Below are 15,405 nucleotides of genomic sequence, written 5' to 3' on the forward strand. Positions count from 1 at the left end.
GCCGATTAGATAAAGCGTGAAGGTTAACCAAGGCGTCAGGTCTTGGACAGCTCAGTCTTCGGTCAGGCCGAGTTCCCGTTGCGCGCGTCGGTCGCCCGCACGCGCGGCCTGACGCAACAACTCCTGGCCAATGCGGCGATCCCGGGCGTTACCGCATTCGCGGCACATCAGCTGGCCGAGACGGCTTTGCGCAGCCACGACGCCTTCACGGGCAGGCTGCTTGAGCAAGCGTCCGGCGAAGTGTTTGACGTTGGAGTTTTCGCCCAGGCGCGGGCTGTCCAGTAGCCACTCGGCCACGCGCATCGAAAAGCGCTTGGGTGGGGAAACACTGGGGGGGGTTGGGGTAACAGAGACTGATACTGAGCGAAACTTCATAAAGCACTGTGGGGCAGATCGGAAGGCGCGCCACTCTACTCTTTTTTTCGCACAGGTAAAGTTGAAAAAAGCCTGCACGCCCGTCCTAGAGCAAGCGCTTGGGACAATCCACAGAAGCTGTGGATAACTCAGTGGACAACCGCCTTTGAACTCGCGCAAAGCCGTGTGGGATGGGGCTCGCAGTCAAACTGACGATTTTTTCACCAGTAAAAAAAAGCGATGTTTTTCATTGACTTAAATTTTCATTACAGGCACCCACTTCCATTGAGACGTGGATGACAGTGGGATGACAGTTCGCGCAACTTATGTGCACAAGTACCTGTGAGGCGGTTATATCGATGCGCTTTTTCGGCGCGTTTTTAGGTAAGGCCAGGGGATAAACCCGGGCAACCCGCGCTACAGATAGATCCTGGGTCGATCGTCCTCTCGGATCAACGGTCGGGCTCTGGGCCATTACGGGGCGCAGGCTCTGCCGGTGGCTCTTCTGACCGTTGAGTGGGGACTGGTCGGCAGACACTCCAACGATCTTATTTGCGAACAAGCTTCCCTTTGACAATCCAATCCGTTAGTATCCGCGGCGTTAGTACCAAGCTGAAAGTCAATTCTGGTCGAACAAATCCCCGGTCAGCCTTCCCTAAGAGAAGCCTCCACCGACAAAACGGGATCGACCACCTCGATGGTTTCCAGGTAAATCTTGCGCCAACACAGCCTTTGAATCGAAAGCAAAGGGTGTTGCCAAGCTCACTTACTCTGACCGAACCAGCCTGCAAATTGATCAGGATCTTCACCCCGGGCCCAGAACCTTTGCCCTTGATGTGTTGCCTGCCCTCCTAAGTACCTACCTGCCAGCCCAAGCGCGCCAATTTATCAGCGCTTCAAACTGGCTGCTTTGTTCCAGTCGGGTTCTTCGTTCGACCAATGGTGGTCGTCGTCACTGGAACGTTTTAACTTTGCACGGTTCTTATCCGTGTCGCTTGTAGGAACACCCATTATGTCTACTCAAATCCACACCCAGGATGCCATCCGCACCCTAACCAACGCTTTTGCTCCAATGAACTGCCTGATCATGGCCGCTCGCAAAGGCTGCTTCAGCTTCACTCTGGTCAACGAACACGGCATCGCTCGTCACAGCGAACGCCTGTACCCCGATCAATACTCCAGCGCAGAACCGCTGCAGGCTGTGATCGAGCGTACTCGCCAGGCACTGGTTGCCTGAGACGCCAGAAAGGCTGAAAACCTCAAAAGCCCTGCTGAAAAGCGGGGCTTTTTATTGCCCGATATTTCTCAATTCGTGGCCTACGGCTAAGCACCAACCGATATAACGGTTATAACTCGAAGCCGGAAATATTTTAAAAACAGGCCTTTACAGCAAAATAATGACACTACACTTCAACTCAAGCGGCTTGATCCGCTTCCGGCGAGCCTGAATCGATCCATTGCTGCCAAGGCCCCCTTCAGGTATCGCCGACCACTTCAGGTTTCGAGGGCTTTATGGGAATCGCTGCCAGCGAACTGTGTCGTTATGTGATCCGTCCGACGTTGATCTACCTCGGACGCCATAGCGCTACTGCCGAATCCCTGCTGCTGGGCATTGCCGCTAGTCAGTCAGCCCTTGGGTCAGCCTTGCACGACCGCCGTGGACACGGCCTGTACCGAATCGCCGAGCCTCGCCATCAAGCCCTATGGGATCACTATTTGGCCCTGGACCCGGATCGCGCAAGCCTGGTCCGAGGCTTGGCCAGCCAGCATGCTTTTCTCAGCGGACCGCACCTGGAATTGACCGTCAACCTGCGTTACGCCACCGCCATCGCCTGGCTGCTGGTAGAAGAACAGAACACTCCCCTCCCCGCCTCCGATGACCTGTTGGGAATGGCCCGAATCTGGCGCCAGACTTTCCAGCCCCAAGGTCGTCTGCGAGATTTCACCTACGCCTGGCAAACCTGTGTTTCATCGTTGAATCAGGTCGCCTGCTGACCCACCCGTTTCCGAAGATCGCACAACTTGTCGCGATTTTGGTCGGATTGTCCTACAAAACCGCTCTAAATCAAGCATTACAGCCTATGGCGCTGGGGCGAAAATGTTGGTAATTTTCGCCCCGGTGATCACCAGGAGTTCTAATAATGAAAAAAGTAATACTCAAAACCACCCTTAGCCTCGCCGTTGCCTTGGCATCCACCCAGCTCTTCGCCAGTGGTTTTGCCCTCAACGAACAAAGCATCAGCGGGATGGGGACAGGTTTTGCCGGGCGATCTTCTTCTGCCGACGACGCATCCACTATTTTTGGTAACCCTGCCGGCATGTCTCGCCTCAAGCGCGAACAAGTGACCGGCGGTGTTGCATTTATCGACGCGCACGCTGACATCAGTGATGCCAGCTCCAGCCCGAATGGTGGAACCAACAAAGGTGACATGGTCCCTTTCATGGGCGTGCCCATGGGCTACTACGTAAAGCCAATCGATGATCACTGGGCATTCGGTGTTGGCGTATACGCACCGTTCGGCCTGGTGACCGACTACGAGAACGGCTTTGCCGGCCGTTATTTCGGCAGCAAAAGCGAAGTGAAAATCGTAACCCTGCAGCCAACCGTCAGCTACGCCTTCAACGACAAGGTGTCGATCGGTTTCGGTCCGACCATCAACCGCATTGACGGCACCCTGGAATCGAACCTGTCGCTGAACCCGCGCGCGCCGGACGGTACCGTCAAGATCAAGGGTGACGACACCGCACTGGGCTACAACATCGGGATTCTGGTTCAAGCCACCGACAGCACTCGCGTCGGCCTCACCTACCACTCGAAAGTGAAGTACAAGCTCGAAGGTGACACCAAGGTCAACTACAACCTCCTGGGGGCCCTCGGTCAGAACCCGAGCCAGAAGTACGACGCGTCGCTGGACATCACCACGCCTGAGTCGGTCGACTTCTCGGTTACTCACCAGTTGGACGACAAATGGACTCTCTACGCAGGCAGCACCTGGACTCGCTGGAGCCGCCTGAAAGAAATCTCCGTTGAGAACAGTGGCGTTCCTGCTGCCCTGAACAGTCGATTTGGCACCATCACTGAAGAACAGAACTGGCATGACACTTGGGCTCACGCCATCGGCGCTTCGTACCAGTTGAACAAACAATGGGTCCTGCGTACCGGTCTGTCTGTCGACCAGGCACCGACCAACAACGAAGACCGCTCCCCACGCATTCCGACTGGCGATCGCAAGATTTTCAGCCTTGGCGCTGGTTGGAGCCCGACCGACGACCTGACCATCGACGTAGCGTACTCGTACCTGCGCGAAGAGTCGGTCAAGGTCAACAACAGCAACGGTCGCCAGAACTACAGCGCCGAGTATGAAAACTATGCGAACGGTTTCGGTGTAGGCGCGACCTATCGTTTCTGATGATTCACGGCGAGTTTGACTGCTTCGCCGCCTGAATTGAAAAAGCCCCGCGCTCTTGTACAGAGGCGGGGCTTTTTAGTGCGCGTCGATCAGGGCTTCGAAGCCAGAGCTTTCTCCACCGCCTCGATGAACTCGGGATTGTCAGGTTTGGTCAGGCTGGAGAAATTGGCGATCACCTTGCCTTGGCGATCGACCACGTACTTGTAGAAATTCCACTTCGGCGAACTGCTTTGTTCAGCAAGGAACTTGAACAAATGCGTTGCATCATCGCCACGGACTTTCTGTGTTTCGGTCATGGTGAAGGTCACGCCGTAGTTCACGTAACAGACTTTGGCAGTCTCTGCGCCATCTTTGGACTCTTGCTTGAAGTCATTGGACGGAACACCGACCACCTCAAGTCCTTGATCCTTATAACGCTGATACAACGCCTCAAGGCCTTTGAACTGCGGAGCGAAGCCACAGAAGCTCGCGGTATTGACCACCACCAGCGGCTTGCCGGCGAAGCGCTGGCACAGATCGATGGATTCCTTGGCCCGCAGCTTGGGCAATGAGCCTTTGAACAATTCCGGGCATTCTGCCGCTTGGGCCAACCCGGTAAAAGCCATCAACAACGCGGGAACTGCAAGCCAGCGCATCAGCATGTCAGTGCATCCTTGAGCAATCGTCAGAAAACGAAATTACTCGCCTTCGTCGCTCGCTAGCAAGCCCCCATACCCAGCTGCATCAATGCCAGGCCACCCTGATGCCAGCCCCACCATGCTAGGGCCAGCAGCAACATGCCGACGGCGATAGCAGCCATCCGCGGCCAGAGACTGTTCATGCAGCACTCATCCGGGTTTGCAGACGCGCCACCGGCTGCTCGCGCACCGGCCAATTCAGGGCTGCGGCCACCAGACTCAAGAGAATCGCCACCTGCCAGATCAAGTCGTAACTCCCGGTTCGGTCATACACCACCCCACCCAACCAGCCACCGAGGAACGACCCGAGCTGGTGGAAGAGGAAAACTATCCCACCGAGCATGGACAAATTTCGTACACCGAACAAGGTCGCCACCGTGCCGTTGGTCAAGGGCACCGTCGACAACCAGAGAAACCCCATGGCCATCCCGAACAGATAAGCCGTGACCTGAGTAACCGGCGCCCAGAGGAACAGCACAATCACTACCGCCCGCAACAGATACAGGCCGGTGAGCAGGCGCGGCTTGGACATCCGCCCGCCGAGCCAGCCAGCTGTATAGGTGCCGAAGATATTGAACAGCCCGATCAGCGCCAGCACCGTGGTGCCGACGGAGGCTGGCAAGTGTTGGTCCACCAGATAGGCCGGCAAGTGCACGCCGATGAACACCACTTGAAAACCGCAGACAAAAAAGCCGAACGCCAACAGCCAGAATCCTGAATGGGAACAGGCTTCGCGTAGCGCTTCAGAGAGGGTTTGCTCGTGCCCGAGAACCGGCAGCGGTTTGTCCTTGAGTATGCTCACCAGCGGCACGATCAGCGCCACCACCAGGCCCAGCACCAGCAATGCCGCGGACCAGCCAAGCCAGCCGATCAGCCCCAGCGTGCCGGGCAACATGGCGAACTGACCGAAAGAACCGGCGGCGCTGGCGATCCCCATGCCCATGCTGCGTTTTTCCGGTGGCACGGCACGGCCCACCACGCCGAGGATCACCGAGAACGAGGTGCCGGACAGGCCGATACCAATCAACAGGCCGGCGCTCAAGGACAAGGTCACCGCCGAATCGGACAGCCCCATGAACACCAAACCCAACGCGTACAGAACACCACCGATCAACACCACTTTCGCGGCACCAAAGCGGTCGGCCAGTGCGCCGGTGAATGGCTGCGCCAAGCCCCAGATCAGGTTCTGCAAAGCAATGGCGAAGGCAAACACTTCGCGGCCCCAGCCGAACTCGGCGCTCATGGGCGCCAGAAACAACCCGAAGCCGTGTCGCACACCCAGGGACAACGCCAGAATCAGCGCACTGCCCAACAGCACCCAACCGCATGTACGCCACATTGATGTCATTCTTGTTCTCCGGTAGCGGGTATATACCCGCTTAAGATCGAAAAAACTGGCCTCAGGCCAGTTCATCCAGCAGTTTCAGCAAGATTTCGCGCTTCTCGGCACCCAGACGGTCGATCAACCGCTGCTGCGCCGCTTCCCAAGCCGGCAAGGCCGCTGCCAGACGTTCACGGCCCGTTTCGGTGAGCAGGACGATGCGATTGCGCATGTCCTCGCCCTCGACCAACGTCACCAGGCCTTCGCCCTCCAGCACCCGCAGATTGCGCCCGAGGGTGCTGCGATCCAGGCCCATGGCTTCGGCCAGCGACGAGATGCTCGGCTGATCCAGACGCTGCAGATTGCACAGCAGAGAATACTGGGCAACGTTAATCCCGAAGCCGTCGAGGGCGCCGTCATAATGCCTGCTGACGCCACGAGCGGCGCGACGCAGGTTAGTGCACAAACATTGAGAAGGAAGCATAGTGCGTGTATATACCCGCGGTTAAATGAAAGCAAATTTTTCGACACATATTACCCGTAGGAGCGAGGCTTGCCCGCGAAGGCGGCAGCATAGTCAACATTGATATCGACTGATACACCGCCTTCGCGGGCAAGCCTCGCTCCTACAACAGCATTGCAAGCCCCACCAGCACCGCCACCTCCAGCAATTCAAGCAACGCTCCTGCCGTATCGCCCGTTGTCCCGCCCAATCGCCGCACCATCACTTGCCGCAACCAGACAAACACCACCGCAGCCAATGCAAGCGCCCATAGACCGCTGAGGCCAGCCATCAGCACACAAGCCACCGCACTGATCGCCAACACCTGCTTCCCGGCCAAACGCGGCAGATGATCGGCCAGCGCCTGCCCCAATCCACCCGGACGTACGTAAGGCGTGGAGAGGAATAAGCTCAGCAACGCGCTACGGCTAATCAATGGAGCAATGATCAGGACCACGCTGTGCTGCTGCTCGATCAACGCCAGCAACGCGGCGAACTTGAGCAGCAACACCAATACCAGCGTCACCACGGCGATCGGCCCGCTGCGCGGATCTTTCATGATGGTCAGGGTGCGTTCACGATCGCCATAGCCACCGAGCCACGCATCGGCGCTATCGGCCAGACCATCCAGGTGCAACGCGCCGCTGAGCACGACCCAAATGCTCAGCAGCAGCGCGGCATGAAGCAATAATGGCGTACCCAGCAATAGCCAGTTCAGCCCCCACAGAATCGCGCCGAACAGCAAACCGACCAGTGGATAAAACAGCAATGACCTGCCCAATTCCTCGGGCGTCGGCATACCCGGCAGGCGAATCGGCAGGCTGCTCAGAAATTGCAGGGCGATCCAGAACGGCAACATGGTCAGATCGCTTCCCTTAACAACACACCGGACTCGACCGACAGCGAGAACAACGCGCCATGACCGACTTCAACGTTGAGCAACTGTTCACGCGGCAATCCGCGCGCTTGAGCCAGCAATAAACGCATGACGCCGCCATGGCTGATCAGCAAGATCCGCTCACCCGCATAGGCCGCGTGCAGCCGTTCGATGGCCGCCAACACTCGTGCAGAAAAGTCCGCCACCGGCTCACCTTCAGGCGGCGTGAACGAATAAGGATCGGCCCAGAACAAGCCCAACGCCTCGGCGCTGGTTTCCATCAGCGCCGCTGCGCTCTGCCCTTCCCAGGCGCCGAAGTGCAGCTCTTGCAGATCCTTATCCAGCTGCACCGGCAAACCCAATTGCCCCCCCAGCTCTTGCGCAAAACGCGCGCAACGCTGCAACGGTGAACTGACCAGTCGATTCCAGGGCCCTTGCTTGATCACCGCGTCGCGCATTTGCTCCCAGCCCTTGCCGGTCAGCGCATCGTCGAGGCTGCCGCGCAAACCGCCACCGAGTTCGGTCTCGCCATGGCGCAGCAGGTCCAGGCGCAAGATCATGCCGGGCGATCCGCCACTGCGGCTTCGGCGAACGTCGCCATCTGCCCGTGCAGGTCGCAGGCCAGACGCAACAATGGCACGGCCAATGCCGCACCACTGCCCTCGCCCAGTCGCAGACCGAGGTCCAGCAACGGTTCGGCGCTCAGGGTTTCGAGCACATGACGATGACCCGGCTCGGCGCCGCGATGACCGAACAGCAACCACTCACGGCAGGCCGGATTCAAACGCACCGCCACCAACGCGGCGACACTGCAAATAAACCCGTCAACCAACACCGCGACACCTTCCTGAGCACAGGCCAGGTACGCGCCGACCAGCGCAGCAATTTCGAAACCGCCGAGATTGAACAAGGTCTGCAGCGCATCGCCCCGCTGAGCGCTGTGCAACGCCAAGGCACGCTCGATGACCTGGGCTTTATGGCTGACACCCGCCGCGTTCAATCCGGTGCCCGGCCCGGCCAGATGCACCACCGGGCAATCGAGCAACGCACAGGCCAACGCGCTGGCTGCGGTAGTGTTGCCGATGCCCATTTCGCCACCGATGAACAGCTGCGCGCCCGCCGCGATGGCGCGTTGCACACTGTCGCGACCGGCCTGCAAAGCGAGTTCGCCCTGGGCCTGAGTCATCGCCGGCCCCTGGATGAAATTTGCCGTGCCCGGGCCGACATTCAGGTGACGCACACCCGGCAGATTCAATGACGGCATGACGGTGCCGAGATCGACCACTTCCAGGGACGCCCCCAACTGCCGGGCCAACACGCTGATCGCCGCGCCGCCGCTGACAAAGTTGAGCAGCATCTGCCCGGTGACTTCCTGCGGAAACGCCGACACACCTTCGGCGACCACACCATGGTCACCGGCAAAAATCGCAATCCACAGCTGATCGAGCGTCGGCTTGACCTGCCCCTGCAGCCCGGCCAGTCGCACCGCCACCGATTCGAGCTGGCCGAGAGAGCCAGCAGGCTTGGTCAGTTGCTGTTGACGCGCCTTCGCCTGTTCGACCGCTTGCGCGTCGATTGGCTTGCACGGGCTCAGCCACCAGGAGTGAGTCATAACGCAGTTCCTTTCAAAGTCAGGGGCAGGCCGGCGACGGTCAAGACGACTCGCTGACAGCGCTCGGCCAAGGCTTGATGCAGCCAACCGGCTTCATCAACATAGCGGCGAGTCAATTCACCCAGCGGTACGACACCCATCCCGGTCTCGTTGCTGACAAAAATGATTTCACCCGGCAACGATGCCAGGCAGTCCAGCAGGGCTTCGCGCTCGGCCGACACGCGCTCTGCATCGTCGAGCATCAGCAGATTGGTCAGCCACAGCGTCAGACAATCCACCAGCAAGCAATGATCGGCACTGGCGTTTTCGCGCAGTACGCGGGCCAGCTCCAGCGGTTCTTCGATCAATGCCCATTCGGCCGGACGCCGGGCGCGGTGATGGGCCACCCGTTCGTTCATTTCACCGTCCAGGGGTTGGCTGGTGGCGATGTAGGTCACTGTCAGGCCACTGTCGGACGCGAGTTTCTCGGCCAGGCGACTTTTGCCGGATCGGGCGCCGCCGAGGATCAGTTGCAGCATGGTTCATTCCTTAAAATCTTTGGTGACGCGACAGACCTCATCGCGGGCAAGCCCGCTCCCACAAGGATCGAGGTTGTTTACAGATTTTTGGTCCACACACAGAACCTGTGGGAGCGGGCTTGCCCGCAATTGGGCCTGTGCAGCCACCTCAAATCCCACAGAGCTCTCGCAACAGCGAGGTATCCAGATGCTTCTCCACCAGATCCGCCAACCGTTCGATATCGCGCTCGCGCAAAGCGTGGTAATCGACTTCCTGCACATCCTGCAACCCGGCCCAGCGCAACAGCGCACTGCACGCTGCCGGTGACTCGAACAAACCATGCAGATACGTACCGAAAATCTGCCCATCGATACTTTGCGCACCATCGCAGCGACCATCGTCCAGCTGCACCGCTGGGTTTTCCAGCGCCGGCCCGGTAGTCACGCCGGCATGAATTTCATAGCCGCTGACCTCCGCATCTTCCAGCACCAGACGCCCACGCACATTGCGCAACTGCTTCTCTTCTTCGAGCTGCGTTTCGAACGCCAGCAGGCCCAAACCGGCACTGGAACCCGGCGCGCCTTCGAGGCCCAGCGGATCGTGCACCTGCTCGCCGAGCATTTGCAGACCGCCGCAGATTCCCAGTATTTTTCCGCCGTAGCGCAAGTGCCTCGAGATAGCCGCATCCCAGCCGTTGGCCCGCAGATACGCGAGGTCGCTGCGCACGCTTTTCGAGCCGGGAAGAATGATCAGGTCGGCCGGCGGAATAACCTGACCGGGGCCGATGAATTGCAGGTCCACTTGCGGATGCAGGCGCAGCGGATCGAAATCGGTGTGGTTGCTGATGCGCGGCAACACCGGCACCACCACGTTGAGCACTTGATCGGCCTTGTCGGTCTGACGCTGATCGAGGCCGTCCTCAGCCTCAAGGTGCAGGTCCATCACGTACGGCAAGACGCCGATCACCGGTTTGCCGGTGCGCGCCTCCAGCCAATCGAGGCCAGGTTGCAGCAAGGCGATGTCGCCGCGAAAACGGTTGATGATGAAGCCTTTGACTCGCGCCTGTTCGCTGGGCGACAGCAGCTCCAGCGTACCGACCAAATGCGCGAAAACACCACCGCGATTGATGTCGGCGATCAATACCACCGGGCAGTCCACCGCCTCGGCAAAACCCATGTTGGCGATGTCGCCGGCGCGAAGGTTGATCTCTGCCGGCGAACCCGCTCCTTCGACCATCACCACCGGATACGCTGCGCTCAAACGCTCATGAGAGGCCAACACCGCTTGCATGGCGATGGCTTTGTAGTCGTGATAGGCGACAGCGTTCATCGTCGTGACCGCGCGACCATGAATGATCACTTGGGCGCCAGTATCGCTATTGGGTTTGAGCAGCACCGGGTTCATGTCGGTGTGCGGTTCGAGGTTGGCGGCTTGGGCCTGCACCGCTTGAGCACGGCCGATCTCACCACCGTCGGCGGTTACCGCGCTATTGAGGGCCATGTTCTGCGGCTTGAACGGCACGACACTCACGCCCTGGCGCGTCACCCAGCGACACAGCGCCGTCACCAGCGTGCTTTTACCGGCGTCCGATGTGGTGCCTTGCACCATCAACGTAGTCATTGCGCTTCCTTAACGTAAGCTTCAAGCGCTTGCTCGAGACGCAGCCAATCCGCTTCATCGGCGGGCAAGCCAAACCGCACGCTGCTGTTGTGGGTGAACAACCGCAGCAGAATGCCGCGCCGGGCCATGAATTCATGCAGCGCTTCGGCACGCTCGGTGATCAGCCATTGGAACAACGCACAGCCGCCCTGAGGTTTGAAACCGTACTGTTCAAGCAGCAACGCCAGACGCTCGCCGGCCTCGTCAGTGCGAATGCGCTGTCGAGTGTGCCCGTCCGTATCCGTCAGGCACGCCTGACCCAGCACTCGGGTCGGACCGCTGACCGCCCAAGGCCCGACCTGTTCGGCCAGCAGCTTGAGCAACTTGCGCTCGGCCAGCACAAACCCCAGCCGCACCCCGGCCAGGCCGAAAAACTTGCCGAAGGAGCGCAGCACGATCAAGCCGATCTGATGGGCGAACGGCGCCAGACTCAAATGCGGGGTGTTGTCCATGAACGCCTCGTCCACCACCAACCAGCCACCGCGCTGGGCCAGCCGCGCATGCCAATCCAGCAGACGAGCCGGGGTCAGGCTCAGCCCCGTGGGATTGTTGGGATTGACCACCACCAGCACGTCGAAGCTGTCGAGAAAGAAATCGACTTCCGACTCCAGCACTTCACGCACGATGTAACCGTTGCGACGCCAGGCTTCGGCGTGTTCGGCGTAACACGGCGACAGCACGCCGACCTTGCCGGCCCGGCGCAAACGCGGCAGTAACTGGATCGCCATTTGCGAACCGGCCACCGGCAACACTTGGGCCGCACCGTAATAGTCGCAGGCGGCCTGCTCAAGTCCGTCATCGGTTTCCGGCAGCCGTGCCCAGGCCCGCAGCGGGATGTCCGGCACCGGGAATGGCCAGGGCGCAAGGCCACTGGACAGGTCGAGCCAATCGGCTTCGGCAATGCCGTATTCAAGCGCCGCCTTGCGCAAGCGGCCACCGTGCTCAAGCATAGAATTCAGCCCCCACGCAGAGAATCAGCAGCCATAACCATACCCCGCGCTGGACCAATTGCCAGCCACGGTCGATGGAATCGGCATCCGCCGGTACGCCTTCGCCCAACTGGGGACGCTGATGCAGTTCACCGTGATAGATCGCCGCCCCGCCCAACTCGACCCCCAGCGCACCGGCACCAGCCGCCATCACCGGCCCGGCATTCGGGCTGTCCCAGGTCGGGCCCTGGGTACGCCAGCACTTCAGCGCCAGTCGGGTTTTGCCCAGCAGCGCGTAAGTCAACGCCACCAGGCGTGCAGGAATGTAATTGAGAACATCGTCGATCTTCGCCGCGGCCCAACCGAAACGTTCGAAGCGATCGTTGCGATAACCCCACATCGCATCGAGGGTGTTGCTCAGGCGATAGAGCACCACGCCGGGCGCACCCGCCACGGCAAACCAGAACAGCGCGGCGAACACCGCATCGCTGCCGTTCTCCAGCACCGATTCGGTGGCGGCGCGGGCGACTTCGGTTTCATCCAGTTCGCTGGTCTGACGGCTGACCAGATAGCCGACACGTTTGCGCGCCTCGATCAAGTCATCGCTGCGCAGGGCCTTGGCCACCGGCTCGACGTGTTCACCAAGGCTGCGCATGCCGAGGGCACAATAGAGCACGAGAATCTCGACGATCCAACCGACATAAGGCGCCCAGGAAAATGCGGTGGCCAACAAGGTCAGCGGCACGACAGCCATCACCCAGGCCGTCACGCCATGACTGCGCCAGCCACGGCCACCGGAATTGAAACGTTGCTCGATGCGATCGGCAAAACGACCGAACGCCACCAGCGGATGCCAGCGTTTGGGTTCACCCAGCAGCGCATCCAGCGCGACCGCGGCGACACTCAACAACGCCACACTCATTGACTCACTCCCCAATAATTTTCATACAGCAACTCGCTGAGTGGACGCGCCTGCGCCCAACCTTCGAGTACCAGCATCGGCGCCGGATAGAATTCCTTGACCGGTCCCAGGCAAAGAACGGCCATAGGCTTGGCTCCGGTCGGTAAACCCAGCAAGTCCGCGAGCGCTTGCGGCTCGAACAATGACACCCAGCCCATGCCCAGGCCTTCGGCGCGGGACGCGAGCCAAAGATTCTGGATGGCGCAGGACAGCGAGGCCATGTCCATTTCCGGCAATGTACGACGGCCGAAGATATGCCGCTCACGATCGTCCATCAGCGCGGCGACCAGCACCTCGGCGCAGTCGTTGATGCCTTCGACCTTGAGCTTCATGAATTCGTCGGAGCGCTCGCCGAGGGCTTCAGCGGTGCGGACGCGTTCGTCTTCCACCAACTGCTGAATCTTGCCGCGCAGTGCCCGGTCGCTGATGCGGATGAATCGCCAGGGCTGCATCAGGCCAACACTCGGGGCCTGATGCGCGGCTTCGAGCAGACGGCGCAGTAACTCGGGCTCGACGGTGCCGCCGCTGAAGTGGCGCATGTCGCGGCGTTCGCCGATGGCTCGGTAGACCGCAGCGCGTTCGGCTTCGGAAAAGGCGTTGTCCGTCATGGCCTCTTCGCGGGCAAGCCCGCTCCTACAGGGTTTAGGTGATCCAATGTAGGAGCGGGCTTGCCCGCGAAGGCGGCCTCACGGCCAGGCGCAAACAACGCGGCAATCGCCGATGGATTGGACGGAAAATAAAAGTGCACATAAGAAGCCGTCATCCGCCCCTCACGATAAACCGCCTCCGCCCCTCGCCCGCCATTGGGGCTCACGCCACGCGCAATCGGCTCAAGCTCGGTGCTGGTCAACGAGTGGTGATACGTGTGCCCACGCAGCAAACCTTCCGGCAACTCCACCGCCTGCAAGGCCAACGCGGCGAGACGCTTCTGCATCACCGCATCACCGGCCAGCAAGCCAACCAGTTCAGCGCGCGTGCCCTCGACATCGGTCAAGGAATCCAGCAGATACAGCATGCCGCCACACTCGGCCAGCAACGGTTTGCCCGCCGCGTGGTGAGCGCGGATCGCGTTCAGCATCGGTGTGTTTTGCGACAACGCCACATGGTGCAATTCGGGGTAGCCGCCCGGTAGATAAAGGCTGTCTGCCTCCGGCAACCCGGTGTCGCGGATCGGCGAGAAGAAAGACAATTGCGCGCCCATGGCCCGCAGCAGATCCAGGCTCGCGCCGTAGGTAAACGCGAAAGCTTCGTCCCGGGCCACGGCAATCCGCACACCGGCCAGCAACGGTTCGGCGGCGATTATTTCAGGCGCGGTGAATTCCACGGCCGGCGGTAAAGCCACATCGCAACTGCTGGCCAGTGACTCGGCCGCCGCATCGAGACGCAGGTCGAGATCATTCAATTCACTGGCCTGAACCAGACCGAGATGCCGACTTGGCAATTCAATGCCGGTCTCCCGGGACAATGCGCCGTACCAGCGCAAGCCTTCCGTCAGGCTGCCTTCGAGCAACTGCGCATGACGCAAGGTGCCGACCCGGTTGGCCAACACACCGGCAAACGGCAAGTCCGGCTGATAGCGTGCAAGGCCCAGGGCCAGCGCGCCAAACGTCTGCGCCATGGCGGTGCCGTCGATCACGCCGAGCACCGGCACACCGAAGTGCCGCGCCAGGTCGGCGCTGGACGGCGTACCGTCGAACAGCCCCATGACGCCTTCGATGAGGATCAGATCGGCTTCGCCAGCGGCCTCCCACAAAAGCCGTCGACTTTCTTGTTCGCCGACCATCCACATGTCGAGTTGATAGACCGGTGCACCGCTGGCGCGCTCGAGAATCATCGGGTCGAGAAAGTCCGGGCCGCATTTGAACACGCGAACCTTGCGCCCCTGATTGCGATGCAAACGGGCGAGCGCGGCGGTGACGGTGGTCTTGCCCTGACCGGAGGCCGGCGCGGCAATCAGTACCGCCGGGCAATGCCGGGGTTGATTCACAGCTCGACGCCTTTTTGCGCTTTGATTCCGGCCTGGAAGGCGTGCTTGATCATGCCCATTTCAGTGACGGTGTCGGCCAGCTCGATCATCTCTGGTTTGGCGCCACGACCGGTGACCACCACGTGCTGCATCGGTGGACGGGCCTGCAAGTCGCTGAGCACCTGATCGAGATCGAGATAGCCGTGCTTGAGGGCGATGTTCAACTCGTCGAGCACCACGAGGCCAATGGCCGGATCACGCAGCAATTCGCGGGACACCGCCCACGCGGCTTCGGCGGCGGCAATGTCACGCTGGCGGTCCTGGGTTTCCCAGGTGAAGCCCTCGCCCATCACATGAAAACGCACCTGCTCAGGAAAGCGCCGGAAGAACAGCTCCTCGCCGGTGCTGCTGCGCCCCTTGATGAACTGCACCACGCCGCACTGCATGCCGTGGCCCATGGCCCGGGAAAGCATGCCAAACGCCGAACTGCTCTTGCCTTTGCCGTTGCCAGAGAGCACCAGCAGCAAACCGCATTCATTCGGGGAGTTGGCGATGCGTTCGTCGATCACCGCTTTTTTGCGCAGCATGCGCGCCAGATGGCGTTCGTCACGATCGGGGGTATCAGTCATGGGGGAGCTC

General features: G+C 60.4%; 18 protein-coding genes. 3 read left to right on the forward strand and 15 right to left on the reverse strand.

Going from position 1 to position 15,405, the window contains the following annotated elements; all coding sequences use genetic code 11:
* Nucleotides 1-51 precede the first annotated feature (51 nt).
* On the reverse strand, nt 52-375 hold the full coding sequence (locus tag PSH88_RS21505) for an SEL1-like repeat protein (protein WP_305422517.1): 324 nt from the start codon (nt 373-375) through the stop codon (nt 52-54).
* 991 nt (nt 376-1,366) lie between these two features.
* Here PSH88_RS21505 and PSH88_RS21510 point away from each other — a divergent pair.
* From PSH88_RS21510 to PSH88_RS21520, 3 genes are all read left to right on the forward strand, one after another.
* A complete protein-coding gene (locus PSH88_RS21510) occupies nt 1,367-1,591 on the forward strand; it encodes a hypothetical protein (RefSeq protein ID WP_007898912.1) in 225 nt (74 codons plus the stop codon).
* A gap of 275 nt (nt 1,592-1,866) precedes the next feature.
* On the forward strand, nt 1,867-2,349 hold the full coding sequence (locus tag PSH88_RS21515) for a hypothetical protein (protein ID WP_038979731.1): 483 nt from the start codon (nt 1,867-1,869) through the stop codon (nt 2,347-2,349).
* A gap of 146 nt (nt 2,350-2,495) precedes the next feature.
* On the forward strand, nt 2,496-3,764 hold the full coding sequence (locus PSH88_RS21520; protein ID WP_305422519.1) for an OmpP1/FadL family transporter: 1,269 nt from the start codon (nt 2,496-2,498) through the stop codon (nt 3,762-3,764).
* Nucleotides 3,765-3,853: 89 nt separating this feature from the next.
* On the opposite strand, the gene PSH88_RS21525 is transcribed toward PSH88_RS21520, so the two are convergent.
* The 14 genes from PSH88_RS21525 to cobO all read right to left on the reverse strand — a co-directional run bounded on the left by PSH88_RS21525 (nt 3,854) and on the right by cobO (nt 15,395).
* Nucleotides 3,854-4,405 carry a glutathione peroxidase gene (locus PSH88_RS21525; RefSeq protein WP_305422521.1) on the reverse strand — a complete coding sequence of 184 codons (552 nt, stop codon included), beginning with the start codon at nt 4,403-4,405 and terminating at the stop codon, nt 3,854-3,856.
* Between the two features lie 56 nt (nt 4,406-4,461).
* On the reverse strand, nt 4,462-4,584 hold the full coding sequence (locus tag PSH88_RS21530) for a hypothetical protein (protein WP_305422522.1): 123 nt from the start codon (nt 4,582-4,584) through the stop codon (nt 4,462-4,464).
* Nucleotides 4,581-5,789, reverse strand: coding sequence for an MFS transporter (locus tag PSH88_RS21535; RefSeq protein WP_305422524.1), 1,209 nt, complete (start codon nt 5,787-5,789; stop codon nt 4,581-4,583). The genes PSH88_RS21530 and PSH88_RS21535 overlap by 4 nt, the downstream gene beginning before the upstream one ends.
* A 52-nt stretch (nt 5,790-5,841) precedes the next feature.
* Nucleotides 5,842-6,246 (reverse strand): MarR family winged helix-turn-helix transcriptional regulator, encoded by a 405-nt coding sequence (locus PSH88_RS21540; RefSeq protein WP_095051845.1) that lies wholly within the window; start codon nt 6,244-6,246, stop codon nt 5,842-5,844.
* A gap of 142 nt (nt 6,247-6,388) precedes the next feature.
* On the reverse strand, nt 6,389-7,123 hold the full coding sequence (locus PSH88_RS21545; RefSeq protein WP_305422528.1) for an adenosylcobinamide-GDP ribazoletransferase: 735 nt from the start codon (nt 7,121-7,123) through the stop codon (nt 6,389-6,391).
* Nucleotides 7,124-7,125: 2 nt separating this feature from the next.
* Nucleotides 7,126-7,701: an alpha-ribazole phosphatase family protein gene (gene cobC / locus PSH88_RS21550; protein WP_305422530.1), complete on the reverse strand. Its 576-nt coding sequence runs from the start codon at nt 7,699-7,701 to the stop codon at nt 7,126-7,128.
* Nucleotides 7,698-8,753 (reverse strand): nicotinate-nucleotide--dimethylbenzimidazole phosphoribosyltransferase, encoded by a 1,056-nt coding sequence (cobT, locus tag PSH88_RS21555; RefSeq protein ID WP_305422532.1) that lies wholly within the window; start codon nt 8,751-8,753, stop codon nt 7,698-7,700. The genes cobC and cobT overlap by 4 nt, the downstream gene beginning before the upstream one ends.
* Nucleotides 8,750-9,271 (reverse strand): bifunctional adenosylcobinamide kinase/adenosylcobinamide-phosphate guanylyltransferase, encoded by a 522-nt coding sequence (gene cobU / locus PSH88_RS21560; RefSeq protein WP_305422533.1) that lies wholly within the window; start codon nt 9,269-9,271, stop codon nt 8,750-8,752. The genes cobT and cobU overlap by 4 nt, the downstream gene beginning before the upstream one ends.
* 148 nt (nt 9,272-9,419) lie before the next feature.
* The gene (locus tag PSH88_RS21565; RefSeq protein WP_305422535.1) at nt 9,420-10,871 is read right to left on the reverse strand and encodes a cobyric acid synthase; all 1,452 of its coding nucleotides are present in this window, start codon (nt 10,869-10,871) and stop codon (nt 9,420-9,422) included.
* The gene (cobD, locus tag PSH88_RS21570; protein ID WP_305422537.1) at nt 10,868-11,860 is read right to left on the reverse strand and encodes a threonine-phosphate decarboxylase CobD; all 993 of its coding nucleotides are present in this window, start codon (nt 11,858-11,860) and stop codon (nt 10,868-10,870) included. The genes PSH88_RS21565 and cobD overlap by 4 nt, the downstream gene beginning before the upstream one ends.
* Nucleotides 11,853-12,761: an adenosylcobinamide-phosphate synthase CbiB gene (gene cbiB / locus PSH88_RS21575; protein ID WP_305422538.1), complete on the reverse strand. Its 909-nt coding sequence runs from the start codon at nt 12,759-12,761 to the stop codon at nt 11,853-11,855. The genes cobD and cbiB overlap by 8 nt, the downstream gene beginning before the upstream one ends.
* The gene (gene bluB, locus PSH88_RS21580) at nt 12,758-13,408 is read right to left on the reverse strand and encodes a 5,6-dimethylbenzimidazole synthase (protein WP_305422539.1); all 651 of its coding nucleotides are present in this window, start codon (nt 13,406-13,408) and stop codon (nt 12,758-12,760) included. Before bluB ends, cbiB begins: the two co-directional genes overlap by 4 nt.
* Nucleotides 13,405-14,787 carry a cobyrinic acid a,c-diamide synthase CobB gene (locus PSH88_RS21585; protein ID WP_305422540.1) on the reverse strand — a complete coding sequence of 461 codons (1,383 nt, stop codon included), beginning with the start codon at nt 14,785-14,787 and terminating at the stop codon, nt 13,405-13,407. Before PSH88_RS21585 ends, bluB begins: the two co-directional genes overlap by 4 nt.
* A complete protein-coding gene (gene cobO, locus PSH88_RS21590; protein ID WP_305422542.1) occupies nt 14,784-15,395 on the reverse strand; it encodes a cob(I)yrinic acid a,c-diamide adenosyltransferase in 612 nt (203 codons plus the stop codon). The genes PSH88_RS21585 and cobO overlap by 4 nt, the downstream gene beginning before the upstream one ends.
* Nucleotides 15,396-15,405: the final 10 nt, after the last annotated feature.

It is taken from the genome of Pseudomonas wuhanensis, assembly GCF_030687395.1.
Taxonomy (GTDB): domain Bacteria; phylum Pseudomonadota; class Gammaproteobacteria; order Pseudomonadales; family Pseudomonadaceae; genus Aquipseudomonas; species Aquipseudomonas wuhanensis.